Raw genomic sequence first — 15,146 nt, 5'->3', positions numbered from 1 at the left:
TCCTATTGAAGAATTCCTGCATAATAACGTACATCAACGAAATGTCCTTCGATTGCCGCTGCCGCTGCCATTTCTGGACTAACTAAATGTGTACGTGCTCCGTTACCTTGACGCCCTTCAAAGTTTCGGTTTGAAGTAGATGCACAGCGACCACCTGGAGGAATAATATCATCATTCATACCTAGGCACATACTACAACCTGCATCACGCCACTCAAATCCAGCCTCTTTAAAGATTTTATCAATACCTTCTTCTTCTGCTTGCATTTTTACTAAGAAGGATCCTGGAACTACAATTGCTTTTACACTATCTTTTACTTTCTTACCTCTTACAATCTCTGCCGCTTTCTTTAAATCACTTAAGCGAGAATTTGTGCAAGATCCGATAAATACATGGTCAATTTCAATAGAAGTAATTGGTTGATTTTCTTTTAATCCCATATACTCTAATGCACGGCTAAGACCTTCTTTATTTTCAACCGAATCTAAGCTTGGCGTAGAACCACTAACTGGCGCCCCCATTCCTGGGTTTGTACCCCAAGTAACTTGTGGTTCAACCTCTGTTGCATCAATAGTAATTGTATGATCATATGTCGCATCTTCATCTGTAGCTAAAGCTAACCATTCCTCAGCAAGTTGATCAAATGCCTCACCTTTTGGAACCTCTCTTCTACCACGTAAAAATTCCACTGTCTTCTCATCTGGACTAATTAAACCAGCACGAGCTCCTGCTTCAATAGACATATTACATACTGTCATTCGTTCTTCCATTGTGAAGTCACGAATAGCTTCTCCAGTATATTCCATAACATACCCAGTACCCACTTTAACTCCATACTTAGCGATAATAGCTAAAATTAAGTCTTTTGCAGTTACTCCTGGTCCTAGCTTTCCATCTACTTGCACTTTTAAAGTTTTCGGGCGTTGTTGCCATAATGTCTGTGTTGCAAATACATGCTCAACTTCACTTGTACCAATCCCAAACGCCAATGCTCCAAAGGCTCCATGTGTCGATGTATGGCTATCTCCACAAACAATTGTTTTACCAGGCTGTGTTAAACCAAGCTCTGGTCCAATTACGTGAACAATCCCTTGATCGGGGTGGAACATATCCGATAGTTCAATACCATGTTCCTCACAGTTTTTCTGCAATACTTCTAATTGAATTCTTGCAATATCATCTTCAATTACTTCACGGTTTTTCGTAGGAACATTATGATCCATGGTTGCGTAAGTTAAATCTGGGCGACGTACCTTACGATTATTTAAACGTAATCCTTCAAAAGCTTGTGGTGAAGTAACTTCATGGATTAAATGTAAATCAATATATAATAAATCTGGTTTACCTGCTTCTCGATGAACAACATGCTTCTCCCAAATTTTTTCAATAATTGTCTTTGCTTTTGTCATTCGATACACCTCCATCTATCCCTAAATCTCGTTATTTCTTGGATAAAATATTTAAAACCACCTGTGTCATTTCTTCTGTACCTACTTGTTTACCATCATTTTGTATATGAAGATCTGCTGTATGATATCCTTGTTCTAATGCTTCTTGTACAGCATCTTCTATTGCTTTTGCTTCTTCCTCTAATTCAAAGGAATGACGTAGCATTAATGCTGCAGAAAGAATCATACCTAACGGATTAGCAATTCCCTTACCTGCGATATCAGGGGCAGAACCATGGATTGGTTCATATAAGCCAACACCATCTTCATTTAAACTAGCAGAAGGTAATAAACCAATGGATCCAGTTAATACAGATGCTTCATCACTTAAAATATCACCAAATAAATTTTCTGTTACCATTACATCAAAGCTATTTGGATTTGTAATCAGCTTCATTGCTGCTGCATCTACTAGCACATGCTCTACAGTTACTTCTGGATATTCTTTGCTCTTCTCTTCCACTATTTCTCTCCATAGTCGACTTGATTCAAGCACATTTGCTTTATCTACAGAAGTAAGATGCTTATCACGAATCATTGCGCTTTTAAATGCATGATCTACTACTCTTTCAATCTCACTGCGATGATAATACAGTGTATCTATAGCAGCGTCTCCGTCTTCACGACGCTCACTCGGTTTTCCAAAGTACAGACCACCTGTTAATTCACGAACGATTAAAATGTCGCTTCCTTTTATGACTTCTTCTTTCAAAGGAGAAGCATGGAGTAAAGAAGAGAAACCTTTAATTGGTCGTAAATTTGCAAACAATCCTAATGTACTTCTAATCTCTAATAAACCTTTTTCTGGTCTTAAATGCGGCGGGAGACTTTCCCATTTTTTACCACCAACAGCTCCTAGTAAAATACCATCTGCTGTCTTACATGCTTGCACGGCCTCTTCTGGAAGAGGTACACCATGCTCATCTAAAGCAGCTCCACCGATAGCATGTGAGTGAAAAGTAAACTGATGATTATAAAGAGTAGCCACTTTATCTAAGACTACCTTTGCTGAATTCATTATCTCTCTACCAATTCCGTCGCCTGGAAGGAGTACAATTTCTTTTTGCATACAATTTTCTCCTTTTATGTCCAACTTACTTAATATCTACTATGTTTAAAATCCTTTAATGAATAGATAAGCACTTTGGAAGAAAATAAGTACAACTATCATTCATCTTTCCATAAGGACATTGTATGCAATATCTTTTCCTTTAACATCGGAAAAATATTAGCAGTCACTTTATCCACTAGGAATTGTATCTATAATGAAATGATTTTAGTTATACTCTATATTTACCTTTACTCCAAAGCGCTTCATTCTTTTCTATTCACTTACTCCTTTAATGGGTTAGAGGGAGTTTTAATCTCCCTCTAATCTAACAGTCTCTCAAACAGGAAACCCTACTGTTTTATTTTAAAGGGTTTTTAACAAACGGCATTAACTCACGAAGCTCACGACCAACAACTTCAAGTGGATGTTGATTCTCTCTAGCATCAATTGCATTAAAGCGTGGTCTGTTTGCTTGGTTTTCTAGAATCCATTCTTTTGCGAATTCACCAGTTTGAACATCTTTTAATACTTCCTTCATGCGTGCTTTAGTATCTTCTGTAATAACACGTGGTCCAGATACAAAATCTCCCCACTTAGCTGTATCAGAGATAGAATAACGCATGTTTTCTAAGCCGCCCTCATACATAAGGTCAACGATTAATTTGATTTCATGTAGACACTCGAAATAAGCAACTTCTGGTTGGTAACCAGCTTCTGTTAATGTTTCAAATCCTGCTTTAACTAGACTTGTTAAACCTCCACATAATACTGCTTGCTCACCAAATAAATCTGTTTCTGTTTCTTCTTGGAAAGTTGTTTCAATAACTCCAGCACGTGCAGCTCCAATTCCAGCTGAATATGCTAATGCAATTTCACGAGCTCTTCCAGTTACATCTTGCTGGATTCCGTAAAGTCCAGGAACACCAGCACCATCTTCATACGTTCTTCTTACTAAATGACCAGGGCCTTTTGGTGCAACTAGGAATACATCAACATTTGATGGTGGAACAATTTGGCTGTAGTGGATATTGAATCCATGAGCAAATGCTAGTGATGCTCCTTCTTTTAAGTTTGGCTCAATGCTATCTTTGTATACTTTTGCTTGTGTTTCATCTGGAAGTAGTACCATTACTACATCCGCTTGACTAACTGCTTCTGCAACTTCTAGAACAGTAAAGCCATCCTCTTCTGCTTTTTCACTTGATTTACCTTTTCTTAAACCAATTACTACATCAAAACCACTATCACGTAAATTCAATGCATGTGCATGACCTTGTGAACCATATCCAATAATCGCGATTTTCTTCCCTCTTAATCCTTCTACTTGAATATCATTTTCATATAAAACTTTTGCCATTTTAAAATTCTCCTCTTCTGCTTTGCTTATTATTTTTATAGTTTGTTCTTAATTATATTTTCAGAAAAACTCGCAATGTTATGACTATTATATCGTTTCCCCAACCTGCTTTTCTGCAGGTTAGAGAAACTTATATTGTAAGTTCTTCCTTATATACGAATATAAAATTTACACTGTAAAAGAATCAAGTTCTGCAACTTCTGGTTGATGTCCTCTCAAAAATGCAGTGAGTCCTGTTTTCGCGATTTCTTTAATACCATATGGGCGAAGCAGTGTAATTAATGCATCAATCTTCCCTGGTTTACCTGTAACCTGGATAGTAATGCTATCCTTGCTGATATCAATTACAATCGCTCGAAACGGTGTAATAATACCTTGAATTTCAGCACTTAATTGCGGATTACTCGATACTTTAATTAATGCTAATTCACGAGCAACCATTGCTTTATCTGTAATATCAGTTACTTTAATCACATCAATTTGTTTATTTAATTGTTTCGTAAGCTGTTCTACTTTAAGCTGATCACTTACTTCAACAACTAATGTCATTTTGGAAATCCCTGGGACTTCTGACTTCCCTACAGAAATACTTTCGATGTTAAATTGTCTACGTTGAAGCATTCCTGTAATTCGATTTAAAACTCCACTTCTATTTTGTACAGTAGCAGTTATAATTCTTTTCATCTCGTCACCCCTAACATTTCATGAGATCCTTTACCTGGAGCAACCATTGGGTAAACATTTTCTAGCTTGATAACACGGCAGTCAACAACTGCTGGACCATCGTAAGCAAAGACATCTTCTAATACTTTTACAACATCTTCTTCCTTCGTTACTCGCTCACCACGAACACCGTAGCTTTCTGCTAATTTAACGAAATCTGGATTTTGATCTAGAATAGATTCTGAATATCTATCTTCATAGAAGCTATGCTGCCATTGTCTTACCATTCCTAGTGCTTCATTATTCACAATAATTACTTTTACTGGAAGGTTATGCTTCTTGACTACAGCAAGCTCTTGAAGGTTCATCTGGAATCCTCCATCTCCTACAATGGAAATAACCATATCCTTCGGTGAAGCAATCTGAGCCCCTATTGCTGCTGGGAACCCAAAGCCCATTGATCCTAATCCACCAGATGTGACCCATCTATTAGGCTGATCTAATGTGTAATACTGTGCTGCCCACATTTGATGCTGACCAACATCCGTAGTTACAATAGCTTCTCCTTTAGTTAACTTATAAACTTGCTCTAATAACCACTGTGGAGAAATTAAATCTTCAGAACGATCATACCAAAGCGGGAACTCTTGCTTATTCTTTTGAACACGTTCCAACCATTCTTTATGTTCTGGCTGCTCAATATTTATTTTCAGAAGCGCTTCTAATGCTTTTTTCGCATCTGCTACAATCGGAATTTCTGTCGAAACATTTTTGCCAATTTCAGCAGGATCAATATCAATATGAGCTACTTTTGCATTTGGAGCAAAATGTTTTAAATTCCCAGTTAAGCGGTCATCAAAGCGCGCTCCAATGTTAATCAATAAATCACTTTCATGAATTGCAATATTCGCTGCATATGTCCCATGCATCCCAGCCATACCAACAGATAAACCATTTGTTCCTGGGAATGTTCCTAAACCTAAAAGCGTATTTGCTACTGGTAACTGGAACTTCTCAGCAAATTCCTTCAACTCTGCACTTGCATTAGCAAACTGGACTCCAGCACCTGCTAAAATAACAGGCTTTTTCGCCTTACCAAGTGCTTTAGCCAATTTTTTAATTTGTAATGGATTTGGCTTCGTAGTCGGCTGATACCCTTGTAAATAAAAATCAGTACCAAATGCTTCTTTAAAAGAAATCTCCTCCGAAATATTCTTCGGAACATCAATTAATACTGGACCTGGTCTTCCAGTTGTAGCAATATGAAATGCTTCTTTTACGACACGTGGTAAATGTCTTATATCATCTATCTGATAGTTATATTTTGTAATTGGTGTTGTTATGCCCATCACATCGGATTCCTGAAAAGCATCAGTTCCAATGACTTGACTTGCTACCTGCCCTGTGAATATAACTAACGGAAGAGAATCGATCATCGCGTCTGTAATTCCAGTAATTAGGTTTGTAGCCCCTGGACCTGAAGTAGCTAAGACTACCCCTGGTCTCCCAGTCACACGTGCATAGCCTTCAGCTGCAAATATAGAACCTTGCTCGTGACGTGAGAGTATATGTTGAAATTCGGCTTCGCTGCGATAAATTGCATCATAAATTGGTAGTACAGCGCCACCTGGATATCCAAAAATTGTATCCACATCATTATCGACAAGTGATTGAATTAATAAATCAGCACCTGTCATCGACTTCTTTGTGTCGTTCATCTCACTAACTACCTCCATATTCACTTTTCGTTCCTCCTTCATGATTTTTGACAATAATTCTTTGTTAAAATAAAAATAGGCTCTTTTCTACCCCTAATATCTATGCAAAATATGCATACTTACAGATTTTAGGGGTGAAAAGAGCCTAACTTTTCACGGTACCACCCAGTTTTGTAGTATTCCTTACGAAACACTACCTTGTGTTGCTATCCTAAATGTATAGCAACCTTTGATAACAGGTGCCATATAGCACCTGACTGAGCCTATTAGGAAAATCCGTTCAACCCAGCACTCAGGGACGATGTCAGAATAAGCTGTATTTCTAGGCTTCCAGCAACCCTAGATCTCTGTAAATACAAAAACCTTATTCCTTTGCTCCCGTCATCGAATTATATATTGTGAAATTTTTTAGAAAATTCAATAGTTAAAAATCATTGATGACTTATTTTCTTTATATTGCTAACTATCATACATTGTTTTTATAACAACGTCAACAGTTATTTTTAACTTTCTTCCTGGTATAACAAGGTTTTAACTTGTATTCGCTTACATTGTCTAGTTATCGGTTTTCAAAGAATCTACATTTCTAATCTTTTCGACAACTTTTCAAAAAACCACTTGAAAATTTCTTTAAAACTAAAAGTATTGTTATACTTAGTAAGGTATGAAATTCTTTAATTAAAGTGAGGAGAACTATGACAAACAAAAAAGCATTTAAAGATAAAAACTTTACACCACTTATTATTTTTACAGCAATATTAGTAAATGTGATTGTAGCTGTTTTATTTTTTCTTCCAGAACAAGATCATAACATTCCATTTGATTTAACATTATTACCTAGGCTAAATGCAATACTCAACTCTTTTACATTTGTATTTTTATTAGCCGCTCTTTATTTTATTCTGAAGAAAAATATTAAAACACATCGAAATTTTATTTTTGCAGCATTTATTTCAACAGCTTTATTCCTTATTTCTTATCTAACCTATCACTCCTTAGCTGCAAGCACTTCTTTTGGCGGTGAAGGAATAATACGTTCTATTTATTATTTTGTATTAATCACACATATTACTTTGGCACCAGTAGTTGTGGTTCTAGCATTATTCTCCCTTGTTTTAGGTTTAAAGAATAGTGTTGTAAAGCATCGAAAGGTTTCAAGATGGACGATGCCTATTTGGTTATATGTTAGTTTAACCGGTGTGCTCGTATATATTCTTATTTCACCATATTATTGAAAACTTATATTTAATAAAAAAATAAAATCTCCTCTAATATTTTCGGCGTTGGAACGTTATTGATATCTTTGTTAAGATAATAACAGTACGCTAAGAGATATTCGGAGGAGGTTTTTCTTATGAAAATTGTATCTATTGAACCAACCCCAAGTCCACATTCAATGAAAATAAATGTTAATGAAATGCTAGCAGATGGTAGCTATTTTCAATATAAAAGAACAGATGATTTAACAAATGCACCAGACTACGCGAAAAATCTTTTGCAAATTGATGGAATCATCTCTATTTATAGAGTAGTTGACTTCATCACTATTGCTCGAAATCCAAAAACAGCTTGGGAGGCTATTTTGCCTGCTGTTCAAGAAACACTCGGCGTTACTAAAGATGCCGATATTGATCAACAACCTACAAATATTATAGAAGAAAATGATAATGCTTTTGGAGAAGTCCGTGTATTCCTGCAAATGTTCCGTCAAATACCTATGCAAATTAAATTAGAAGATGGGGAAACAGAGAAGCGAGTTGGTTTACCTCCAGCATTTGCAGACGCAGTTTTACGTGCGACAACCCCAACAACCAATATCATCTTTGAACGAAAATGGGTAGAGCAAAGTGTACGTTACGGAACATTAGATGAAATTGGTATAGAAGTATTAGAAGAACTAAAAGCCAGCTATGATGAAGAACGGTTAGAAAAATTAGTTGAACATGCACTTGCTGAAAAAGATGTAGTCGAGGAAAAACAACAAGTCACTTTACAAACCTTAGAAGATCCCGATTGGCGTGTTCGATATGCTGCATTAGATCGATTAGGTGATCCAACACTTGCAGATATCCCAGTGTTAAATAAAGCTTTAGATGACACAAAGTCTTCTATTCGCCGATTGGCAACAGCATATTTAGGAATGATTGAAGAAAAGGAAGTTCTACCTTATCTATATAAAGCATTAAAAGATAAAGCAGCAAATGTAAGACGTACTGCTGGTGATTGTTTATCAGACCTTGGTTTTCCTGAAGCAATGCCTGAAATGATTGAAACATTGAAAGATGAAAACAGAATTGTTCGTTGGCGCGCAGCTATGTATTTATATGAAGTAGGCGATGAATCCGCAGTTCCAGCTCTTGAAGAAGCAATAAATGATCCCGAATTTGAAGTACGCCTCCAAATAAGAATGGCTTTAGAGCGAATTAAAGGTGGAGAAGCTGCAAAAGGCTCGATTTGGAGTCAGATGCTGGGTGCGACAAAATCAACAGAATAATAGAAAAAACGGCCAGGAGAAGACAAACTAATGTCTAATCCTAGCCATTTTTTATTGAGGTATTGGATCCCATGCAGTAACAGCTTCTTTTCGTTCACCTGTTTTTGCATCATACATATACCTTTTAATTTCCCCTATATTAGCACCATACACATGAAGACCTACACAAGGAACAGATGATGCGCAGGAAACTTGGTGAATATCCTGATCTGTCGTACAACAGATGGCAACATCCCCTGTTTTAAGTACTCGTTTCTCCAATTGCTCTGGTTGCTTACCTACAGCTGGAATGGAAAAATGTACTTCATTCTCTGCTCCTTGAACAATTCCAATAACTCCCCAGGTCTGATGATCATGAATTGGAGTTGCTTGCCCTACATCCCATACGGCAGAAGCGATAGAAAATCGATTTTCGGGATCAATATATAATGGATATAAAGTATATTTATTTGGGTTCGGTTGCTTCATATTTTCGGGAATAGCTGATTTATCCTGTAGAAAGCTTTCCGTCAGTGTTGCAACCTGTTTCGTAATGATATGCTCATCTGTTTCCGCTTGAATAATTTGCTCAATCCCTTGGACAAATTTTTCTAATGCTGGACTCATCATTTCACTAGACAAAACTTTCACCTCATTACACCTTATTTTTTCTGTTTCATCTGATCCAAATATTTAGTGAATCTTTGTTGAAAATCTCCTATTAAAACCGAATCCCTAGCTAAGCTCGCAGCCGACTTTTCTCCTGATTGTTGACTACAAACTTCTTTTAACATCTGGTAAGTATGCTTAGGTACATTGTTCAAATCACGAGCTATTTTTAAGCTAGAAGCCAGTAATTCTTCTGAAAGAATATCATGAACTAGGCCTATTTCTTTTGCTTCCTCTACGAAAATTCGTTTATTCGTTAATACAAGTTCTCTGGCTTTTGCTGCACCAATTTCATTTACTAATCGCTCTGTCCCTAGTACAAGTCCAAATTGTGGACCTGGGAAACGAAAGCTAGCAGATGGTGCTGCGATTCGTAAATCGCAAGCTAGAGCAATATCTGCACCTGCTCCAAAAGCATATCCAGATATACAAGCAATTGTCGGGAAATGCGTCTCTGCTAATATTTCTAATGTTGTTGCCAGTTCACTAAAAAAATCTGCTGCCGCTTCATTGGAAAATGCTTGTATATGCTTCACATTAATTCCTGCACAAAAAGCTTTTTCTGTATTGCTTGAAATAATTAATGCCTGAACTTCTTTTTCAGCTAATGTTTGTAAATGATTTTGTAATTCCTTTAAAATCTCACTGTCTATCGCATGAAGCTGATACGGGCGATTGAATGTTAACTGATAAATATTTTGTTGTTCATCTATTTTTTCTAATAAAACAGCAGCTTCCATTTCAATTGCCACCTTTTATAAATAATCACGACGTAAATCTGCTGGTGATTTTGGTGAAATATAATTCGGTGCGATATCGAACACTGTCTTCGCTCCTGTTTGACCCTCTTTATTTAATCGATATGCTGCTCGTGCATAAGCAACAAGTACACTAGATGTGAACTCTGGATTACTGCTTAATTGTAAGCGGAGTTCGAAAATCTGATTATTTCCTTCACCAGTATTTCCACTACGAATAACAAATCCACCATGTGGCATCTCAGCATGATCACGTGCTAGCTCTTCTTCTGTAATAAAATGAACCGTTGTGTCATACTCATCGAAATAATTTGGCATTGTCTTGATTTCTTGTTCAATTTTTTCCTGATCTGCACCTTCCTCGGCAACAACAAAGCATTCACGTGTATGACGGTCTCCAGTTGATAATTCTGGATTCTCACCATTTCTAACTCTGTCTACTGCTGTCTCAGAAGGAATGGTATACTGAACACCTGCTTTTACCCCATCAACACGACGGATCGCATCAGAATGACCTTGGCTTAAACCTTTACCCCAGAAAGTATATGTTCCACCATCTGCTAGAATTGCCTCAGCCATCACACGATTGATAGAAAATACGCCTGGATCCCATCCAACAGAAATAATACTTGTTTTTCCATTAGGCTTAGCAGCTTCATCCACAGAAGCAAAGAATTCCGGAATTTTCGCATGTGTATCATAGCTATCTACTGTATTAAACAGCTTTGCAAGCATCGGTGTTTGTTCTGGTAAATCAGTTGCCGAACCACCACATAATATCATTACATCAATTTCATCCTGATATTTCTCAGCTTCATCAAGAGGTAACACCTTCACATTCGGATCCTTAACACCGACAGATGATGGATCTCTACGAGAGAATACTGCCACTAATTCCATATCTGCTTGTTGTTTAATTGCGTGTTCCGCACCTTTTCCTAGATTCCCATAACCAACAATTCCAATACGAATTTTATCTGTCATTTTATTACCTCCAATTTATTTATCCATCACATTTAAAACTTTTCTTTTATACTACCTTTTTTTATTTTCCAGCGCAACGAACAGAATTAGAAAAATTAAGACCAGAATATTCTCTAATTTAATCACTACTTAGCATACTATTAACTAGAATTCCCATCCCCTCTTAAGACATCTAAGCGTTTTAATTACAGGTCTAAAGCCTTTTTTGGTACAATCGTTATAATCTTTATTATAGAGGTTGTTCAAAAAGTCCAACAAAATAACCTTTTTGAACATGCACTATAAAATCATAGGAGGAGATAGATAGAATGAGCTTAAAAGACAAAAAAGTAATTACGATTGTAGACAATAATTATAATGATTTAGAGCTATGGTATCCGATTTATCGACTTCAAGAAGATGAAGTAACTGTCCATATTGTTGGCGAAGAAGCTGGTAAAGAATACACTGGCCAGTATGGTGTAGTTGCTAAAACAGATTATGGCTATGCTGATGTAAAAGCAGAAGATTATGATGGTATTTTAATTCCAGGTGGTTGGGCACCTGATAAATTAAGACGTTATCCTGAGGTAAAAGAGCTTGTACAAAAGCTAGATGCAGCAGGGAAAACAATTGGTTCTATTTGCCACGCCGGCTGGGTGCTTGTGTCAGCTGATGTGCTTAAAGGAAGAACCGTTACTAGTACCCCCGCCATTAAAGATGATATGAAAAATGCTGGTGCGAATTGGGTGAATCAACTGTGCTGTGTAGATGATAATTTCATTTCCAGTCGTAGCCCAGCAGACATGCCAGCATATATGAAAGAATATATTAAACATCTTGATAAATAAGAACACAGGTAAAATGGATAGACAGGCTTATGCCTCGCTCTATCCATTTTGTTTCTTTTCCCAAGTAAACCAACGCCCATGACCATCTGTTTTACAAGCAAGCTGCTCGCTTAATTCCCCGTCAATAATAGCATCAACATGCAAGTCCCGATCCCACATATTATTATAAATATGAAAAATATTACGGCTCAGACCAATTTCCCAAACCCTCTCCATTAACATATGTTTCTTCTCTTCAGGGATTTGATTTGCTACATGTGTATGAAAAACGCAAATTGTTGCATTTTCTGCTATACGTTCAGCTAGCTCTGGTAATAAATCTACCCCATCTCCTTCGACTAATGTCAGAGAAGCTTTTTGAACATACTTAGCAGCATGCTGGAATATATTTCTCCTGCTATGATGTTCTGGCCAAATTAAAGCAAGTAACCACTGCAAATCTTCTTCTACTGTTAAATCATTAATATTTAAATCAATCCCAATCCGCTCTTCGACTGGAATCTGTTCATATAAAGCAGGCAATTTCGCTGCTTTTATTTCTGCTGAAATCGTCACATCAGACGTTTTATTTCCAAAATAAGATCCAGTTCCATAATCATAACGGTATTGATCCCATAGTAACTGCAAGCCTGCACTTGTTCCAATTTCTATACATGCAAGCGGTGTTTGAACCTGCTCAAAAATAAAAGAGAAGATTGGATATAAATATGCACATCGACCCACTTCATTTGTTTGGACACTTTTTGTTGCTAATATTTCTATTATTTCATGTCTGTATTTCTTACAAAAATCTTGAAATTCATAAAATGCACTGGAAGCACTATGTGGTGCTTCAGTTATACTGGGATAATATTCAGCTAATTCATGCTTTGTACCTTGCAATAATAAATGGTGTACAGCACCAAATAACATATTAGGAACAGGCTGAGATGCTTGCGCATGAGCGCTTAGTTTTAATAACTCTACATCCTCTGCCACCTCTAAAGCTAACCGTTCATATAAATCACTTGTTCCCTTACACTCCTTTTCTGCAAAAGTAGTGAACTTCCTCGTTAATTCCTCCAGCATCAGCTTAACCCCTTTGCAATAATTTTCAGTCTTTTCTATCATTATAACAAACATCAGCTTTACATGAAAAATACGCTTTCCTATAATAAAGATTAATCTATCATTTTCTGGAGGGATAAATATGGTTCAAATAAAAGAAGGAACATTATTATGGGAGCCAAATCAGCAATGGATACAACAAGCTAATCTTAAGCCTTATATGAATTGGCTTCATGAACATAAACAACTTAACTTTAATGATTATCATTCCCTGTGGAAATGGTCTACTTCAGACATCGAAGCTTTTTGGGAGTCTATTTGGCAATATTTTAACATTCAAGCAAAACATCCTTACGAAACTATCTTAACTACACGAAAAATGCCTGATGCGAAATGGTTTCCAGAGGCTACATTAAATTATACCGAGCATATCTTTCAAGATGCTGATTGGGACGATATTGCAATAATTCATGCATCTGAAACTAAAGAAACAACAGAGGTAACATGGGGACAGCTTTATCAAGATACGATTGCCATGCAACAAACCTTCCATCAATTAGGAGTAAAAGAGGGAGATCGTGTTGCTGCATATTTACCAAATATTTATGAAGCAGTTGTCGCATTTTTAGCAACAGCAAGTGTTGGTGCAATCTGGTCAAGTGCACCGCCTGAATTTGGTAAACAAAGTGTGATCGAACGTTTTCAACAAATTCAACCAAAAATAATGATTACTGTAGATGGGTATATCTATGGTGGGAAGCCCTTTGATCGCGCTCAAGTCATTCAGGATATCCAAGCAGCCTTACCTTCACTTGAAGCAACAATTGCTATTCCTTATTTAAATAAACAAGTAAATAAAAATATGTTTAAAAACGGAATCCTATGGGAAGAGGTTTTAAAAGAAAAATCTGTCGAACAATTAACTTATCATCATGTTCCCTTTAATGCTCCTTTATGGATTTTATTCTCTTCTGGAACAACTGGAAAGCCAAAACCAATTGTCCATAGTCAAGGGGGGATTTTATTAGAGCATTTTAAAGCAAATACATTTCATATGGATCTAAAAAAGGGAGACAGATTTTTCTGGTATACAACAACAGGCTGGATGATGTGGAATTTCCTAGTTGGAGCACTTCTTACAAAATCTACCATTATTTTATACGATGGAAACCCAACATATCCAAAACCTGATTTCCTATGGGAATTCGCAGAAAAGACAAAGATGACCACCTTTGGTACAAGTGCCGGCTTTTTAATGAACTGTATGAAAGACGAAAGTCACCCTAAGGAAAAATATGACCTTCAGGCATTAAAATGCATTAGTTCAACAGGTTCTCCACTTCCTCCTGAAGGATTTGCTTGGTGTTATAAGCATATCAAGAAGGATCTTTGGCTTGCTTCCATTAGTGGTGGAACGGATGTTTGTACCGCATTTATTCTTGGGTCTCCTACCCTACCAGTCTATGCTGGTGAATTACAATGCCGCGGGCTTGGAGCTAAGATCGAAAGTTTTTCCGATGAAAATGAACCACAGACGGATGCGATTGGCGAGCTTGTCATTACAGAGCCAATACCATGTATGCCGATTTATTTTTGGAATGATCCAGACAGCGTTCGCTTACTTGATAGTTATTTCACACAATGTCCAGGTGTTTGGTCACATGGCGACTATCTAAAAATCACTAATCGCCATACATGTGTCATTTATGGCCGCTCCGATGCCACTATCAATCGTGGCGGAGTCCGTATTGGAACAAGTGAAATTTATCGTGCTGTTGACCTTATTCCAGAAATCAAGGATAGCCTGATTGTCGATCTTCCCACTGAAAACGGTGGATCATTTGTCCCCTTATTCGTCGTTATGCAAGAGGGAACGAAATTAACAATCGATATGAAAGAAAAAATCAAAAACACTATCCGGACAGAATATTCATCACGTCATGTTCCTTCTGAAATTTATGAAGTGAAGGAAATACCCATGACTCTAAATGGAAAAAAATTGGAAATACCTGTGAAAAAAATCTTGATGGGTGCATCTATCGAAAAAGCAGTCAACAAAGGGTCTCTTGCTAACCCTCAATCATTGGAGTTTTTTGTCGAATTATCCATAAAAGGAAATATTTAGAATGATTTGAATTGAAAAATTTG

The 15,146-nt window shown here is 36.9% G+C and carries 13 protein-coding genes; 4 read left to right on the top strand and 9 right to left on the bottom strand.

What is annotated here, in order from left to right; all coding sequences use genetic code 11:
- Positions 1-2 precede the first annotated feature (2 nt).
- The 5 genes from leuC to ilvB all read right to left on the bottom strand — a co-directional run bounded on the left by leuC (position 3) and on the right by ilvB (position 6,255).
- The gene (gene leuC / locus AB4Y30_RS02325) at positions 3-1,409 is read right to left on the bottom strand and encodes a 3-isopropylmalate dehydratase large subunit (RefSeq protein WP_368653906.1); all 1,407 of its coding nucleotides are present in this window, start codon (positions 1,407-1,409) and stop codon (positions 3-5) included.
- Between the two features lie 31 nt (positions 1,410-1,440).
- Positions 1,441-2,517 carry a 3-isopropylmalate dehydrogenase gene (gene leuB / locus AB4Y30_RS02320; protein ID WP_368653905.1) on the bottom strand — a complete coding sequence of 359 codons (1,077 nt, stop codon included), beginning with the start codon at positions 2,515-2,517 and terminating at the stop codon, positions 1,441-1,443.
- A 340-nt stretch (positions 2,518-2,857) separates the two neighbouring features.
- The gene (gene ilvC, locus AB4Y30_RS02315; RefSeq protein ID WP_368653904.1) at positions 2,858-3,856 is read right to left on the bottom strand and encodes a ketol-acid reductoisomerase; all 999 of its coding nucleotides are present in this window, start codon (positions 3,854-3,856) and stop codon (positions 2,858-2,860) included.
- A gap of 168 nt (positions 3,857-4,024) precedes the next feature.
- Positions 4,025-4,540, bottom strand: coding sequence for an acetolactate synthase small subunit (gene ilvN, locus AB4Y30_RS02310; RefSeq protein ID WP_368653903.1), 516 nt, complete (start codon positions 4,538-4,540; stop codon positions 4,025-4,027).
- On the bottom strand, positions 4,537-6,255 hold the full coding sequence (ilvB, locus tag AB4Y30_RS02305) for a biosynthetic-type acetolactate synthase large subunit (protein WP_368655152.1): 1,719 nt from the start codon (positions 6,253-6,255) through the stop codon (positions 4,537-4,539). Before ilvB ends, ilvN begins: the two co-directional genes overlap by 4 nt.
- A 677-nt stretch (positions 6,256-6,932) precedes the next feature.
- On the opposite strand from ilvB, the gene AB4Y30_RS02300 reads away from it, so the two are divergent.
- The gene (locus AB4Y30_RS02300; RefSeq protein ID WP_368653902.1) at positions 6,933-7,472 is read left to right on the top strand and encodes a DUF420 domain-containing protein; all 540 of its coding nucleotides are present in this window, start codon (positions 6,933-6,935) and stop codon (positions 7,470-7,472) included.
- Positions 7,473-7,591: 119 nt separating this feature from the next.
- Positions 7,592-8,731, top strand: coding sequence for a conserved virulence factor C family protein (locus AB4Y30_RS02295; RefSeq protein WP_368653901.1), 1,140 nt, complete (start codon positions 7,592-7,594; stop codon positions 8,729-8,731).
- Between the two features lie 51 nt (positions 8,732-8,782).
- Here AB4Y30_RS02295 and AB4Y30_RS02290 read toward each other — a convergent pair whose 3' ends face one another.
- From AB4Y30_RS02290 to AB4Y30_RS02280, 3 genes are read right to left on the bottom strand one after another with little or no spacing between them, the layout of a single operon-like run.
- Positions 8,783-9,352: a hypothetical protein gene (locus AB4Y30_RS02290; protein WP_368653900.1), complete on the bottom strand. Its 570-nt coding sequence runs from the start codon at positions 9,350-9,352 to the stop codon at positions 8,783-8,785.
- A gap of 20 nt (positions 9,353-9,372) precedes the next feature.
- Positions 9,373-10,119, bottom strand: a complete 747-nt coding sequence (locus AB4Y30_RS02285) for an enoyl-CoA hydratase/isomerase family protein (RefSeq protein WP_368653899.1) — start codon at positions 10,117-10,119, stop codon at positions 9,373-9,375.
- Positions 10,120-10,134: 15 nt separating this feature from the next.
- Positions 10,135-11,121, bottom strand: a complete 987-nt coding sequence (locus AB4Y30_RS02280) for a diaminopimelate dehydrogenase (protein ID WP_368653898.1) — start codon at positions 11,119-11,121, stop codon at positions 10,135-10,137.
- A 308-nt stretch (positions 11,122-11,429) separates the two neighbouring features.
- Here AB4Y30_RS02280 and AB4Y30_RS02275 point away from each other — a divergent pair, with 308 nt between their 5' ends.
- On the top strand, positions 11,430-11,951 hold the full coding sequence (locus AB4Y30_RS02275; protein ID WP_368653897.1) for a type 1 glutamine amidotransferase domain-containing protein: 522 nt from the start codon (positions 11,430-11,432) through the stop codon (positions 11,949-11,951).
- A gap of 39 nt (positions 11,952-11,990) precedes the next feature.
- Here the strand turns inward: AB4Y30_RS02275 and AB4Y30_RS02270 are convergent, their stop codons facing one another.
- Entirely contained in the window at positions 11,991-13,019 is a 1,029-nt protein-coding gene (locus AB4Y30_RS02270; RefSeq protein WP_368653896.1) for a DUF2332 domain-containing protein, read from the bottom strand.
- A gap of 121 nt (positions 13,020-13,140) precedes the next feature.
- Between AB4Y30_RS02270 and AB4Y30_RS02265 the strand changes: the two genes are divergently transcribed.
- Positions 13,141-15,123 carry an acetoacetate--CoA ligase gene (locus tag AB4Y30_RS02265; RefSeq protein WP_368653895.1) on the top strand — a complete coding sequence of 661 codons (1,983 nt, stop codon included), beginning with the start codon at positions 13,141-13,143 and terminating at the stop codon, positions 15,121-15,123.
- The last annotated feature ends 23 nt before the right edge of the window (positions 15,124-15,146 follow it).

Source organism: Ornithinibacillus sp. 4-3 (assembly GCF_040958695.1).
In the GTDB taxonomy this organism is placed as follows: Bacteria; Bacillota; Bacilli; order Bacillales; family Amphibacillaceae; genus CALAMD01.
This window is presented reverse-complemented; position numbering and strand designations above follow the sequence as displayed.

Excerpts from the sequence above, each read along its gene's own strand:
- AB4Y30_RS02270 (WP_368653896.1), bottom strand. The coding sequence starts at position 13,019 with ATGCTGGAGGAATTAACGAGGAAGTTCACTACTTTTGCAGAAAAGGAG.
- AB4Y30_RS02280 (WP_368653898.1), bottom strand. The coding sequence starts at position 11,121 with ATGACAGATAAAATTCGTATTGGAATTGTTGGTTATGGGAATCTAGGA.
- leuC (WP_368653906.1), bottom strand. The coding sequence starts at position 1,409 with ATGACAAAAGCAAAGACAATTATTGAAAAAATTTGGGAGAAGCATGTT.
- AB4Y30_RS02300 (WP_368653902.1), top strand. The coding sequence starts at position 6,933 with ATGACAAACAAAAAAGCATTTAAAGATAAAAACTTTACACCACTTATT.
- AB4Y30_RS02285 (WP_368653899.1), bottom strand. The coding sequence starts at position 10,119 with ATGGAAGCTGCTGTTTTATTAGAAAAAATAGATGAACAACAAAATATT.
- ilvN (WP_368653903.1), bottom strand. The coding sequence starts at position 4,540 with ATGAAAAGAATTATAACTGCTACTGTACAAAATAGAAGTGGAGTTTTA.
- AB4Y30_RS02275 (WP_368653897.1), top strand. The coding sequence starts at position 11,430 with ATGAGCTTAAAAGACAAAAAAGTAATTACGATTGTAGACAATAATTAT.
- ilvB (WP_368655152.1), bottom strand. The coding sequence starts at position 6,255 with ATGGAGGTAGTTAGTGAGATGAACGACACAAAGAAGTCGATGACAGGT.
- AB4Y30_RS02295 (WP_368653901.1), top strand. The coding sequence starts at position 7,592 with ATGAAAATTGTATCTATTGAACCAACCCCAAGTCCACATTCAATGAAA.
- leuB (WP_368653905.1), bottom strand. The coding sequence starts at position 2,517 with ATGCAAAAAGAAATTGTACTCCTTCCAGGCGACGGAATTGGTAGAGAG.
- AB4Y30_RS02265 (WP_368653895.1), top strand. The coding sequence starts at position 13,141 with ATGGTTCAAATAAAAGAAGGAACATTATTATGGGAGCCAAATCAGCAA.
- ilvC (WP_368653904.1), bottom strand. The coding sequence starts at position 3,856 with ATGGCAAAAGTTTTATATGAAAATGATATTCAAGTAGAAGGATTAAGA.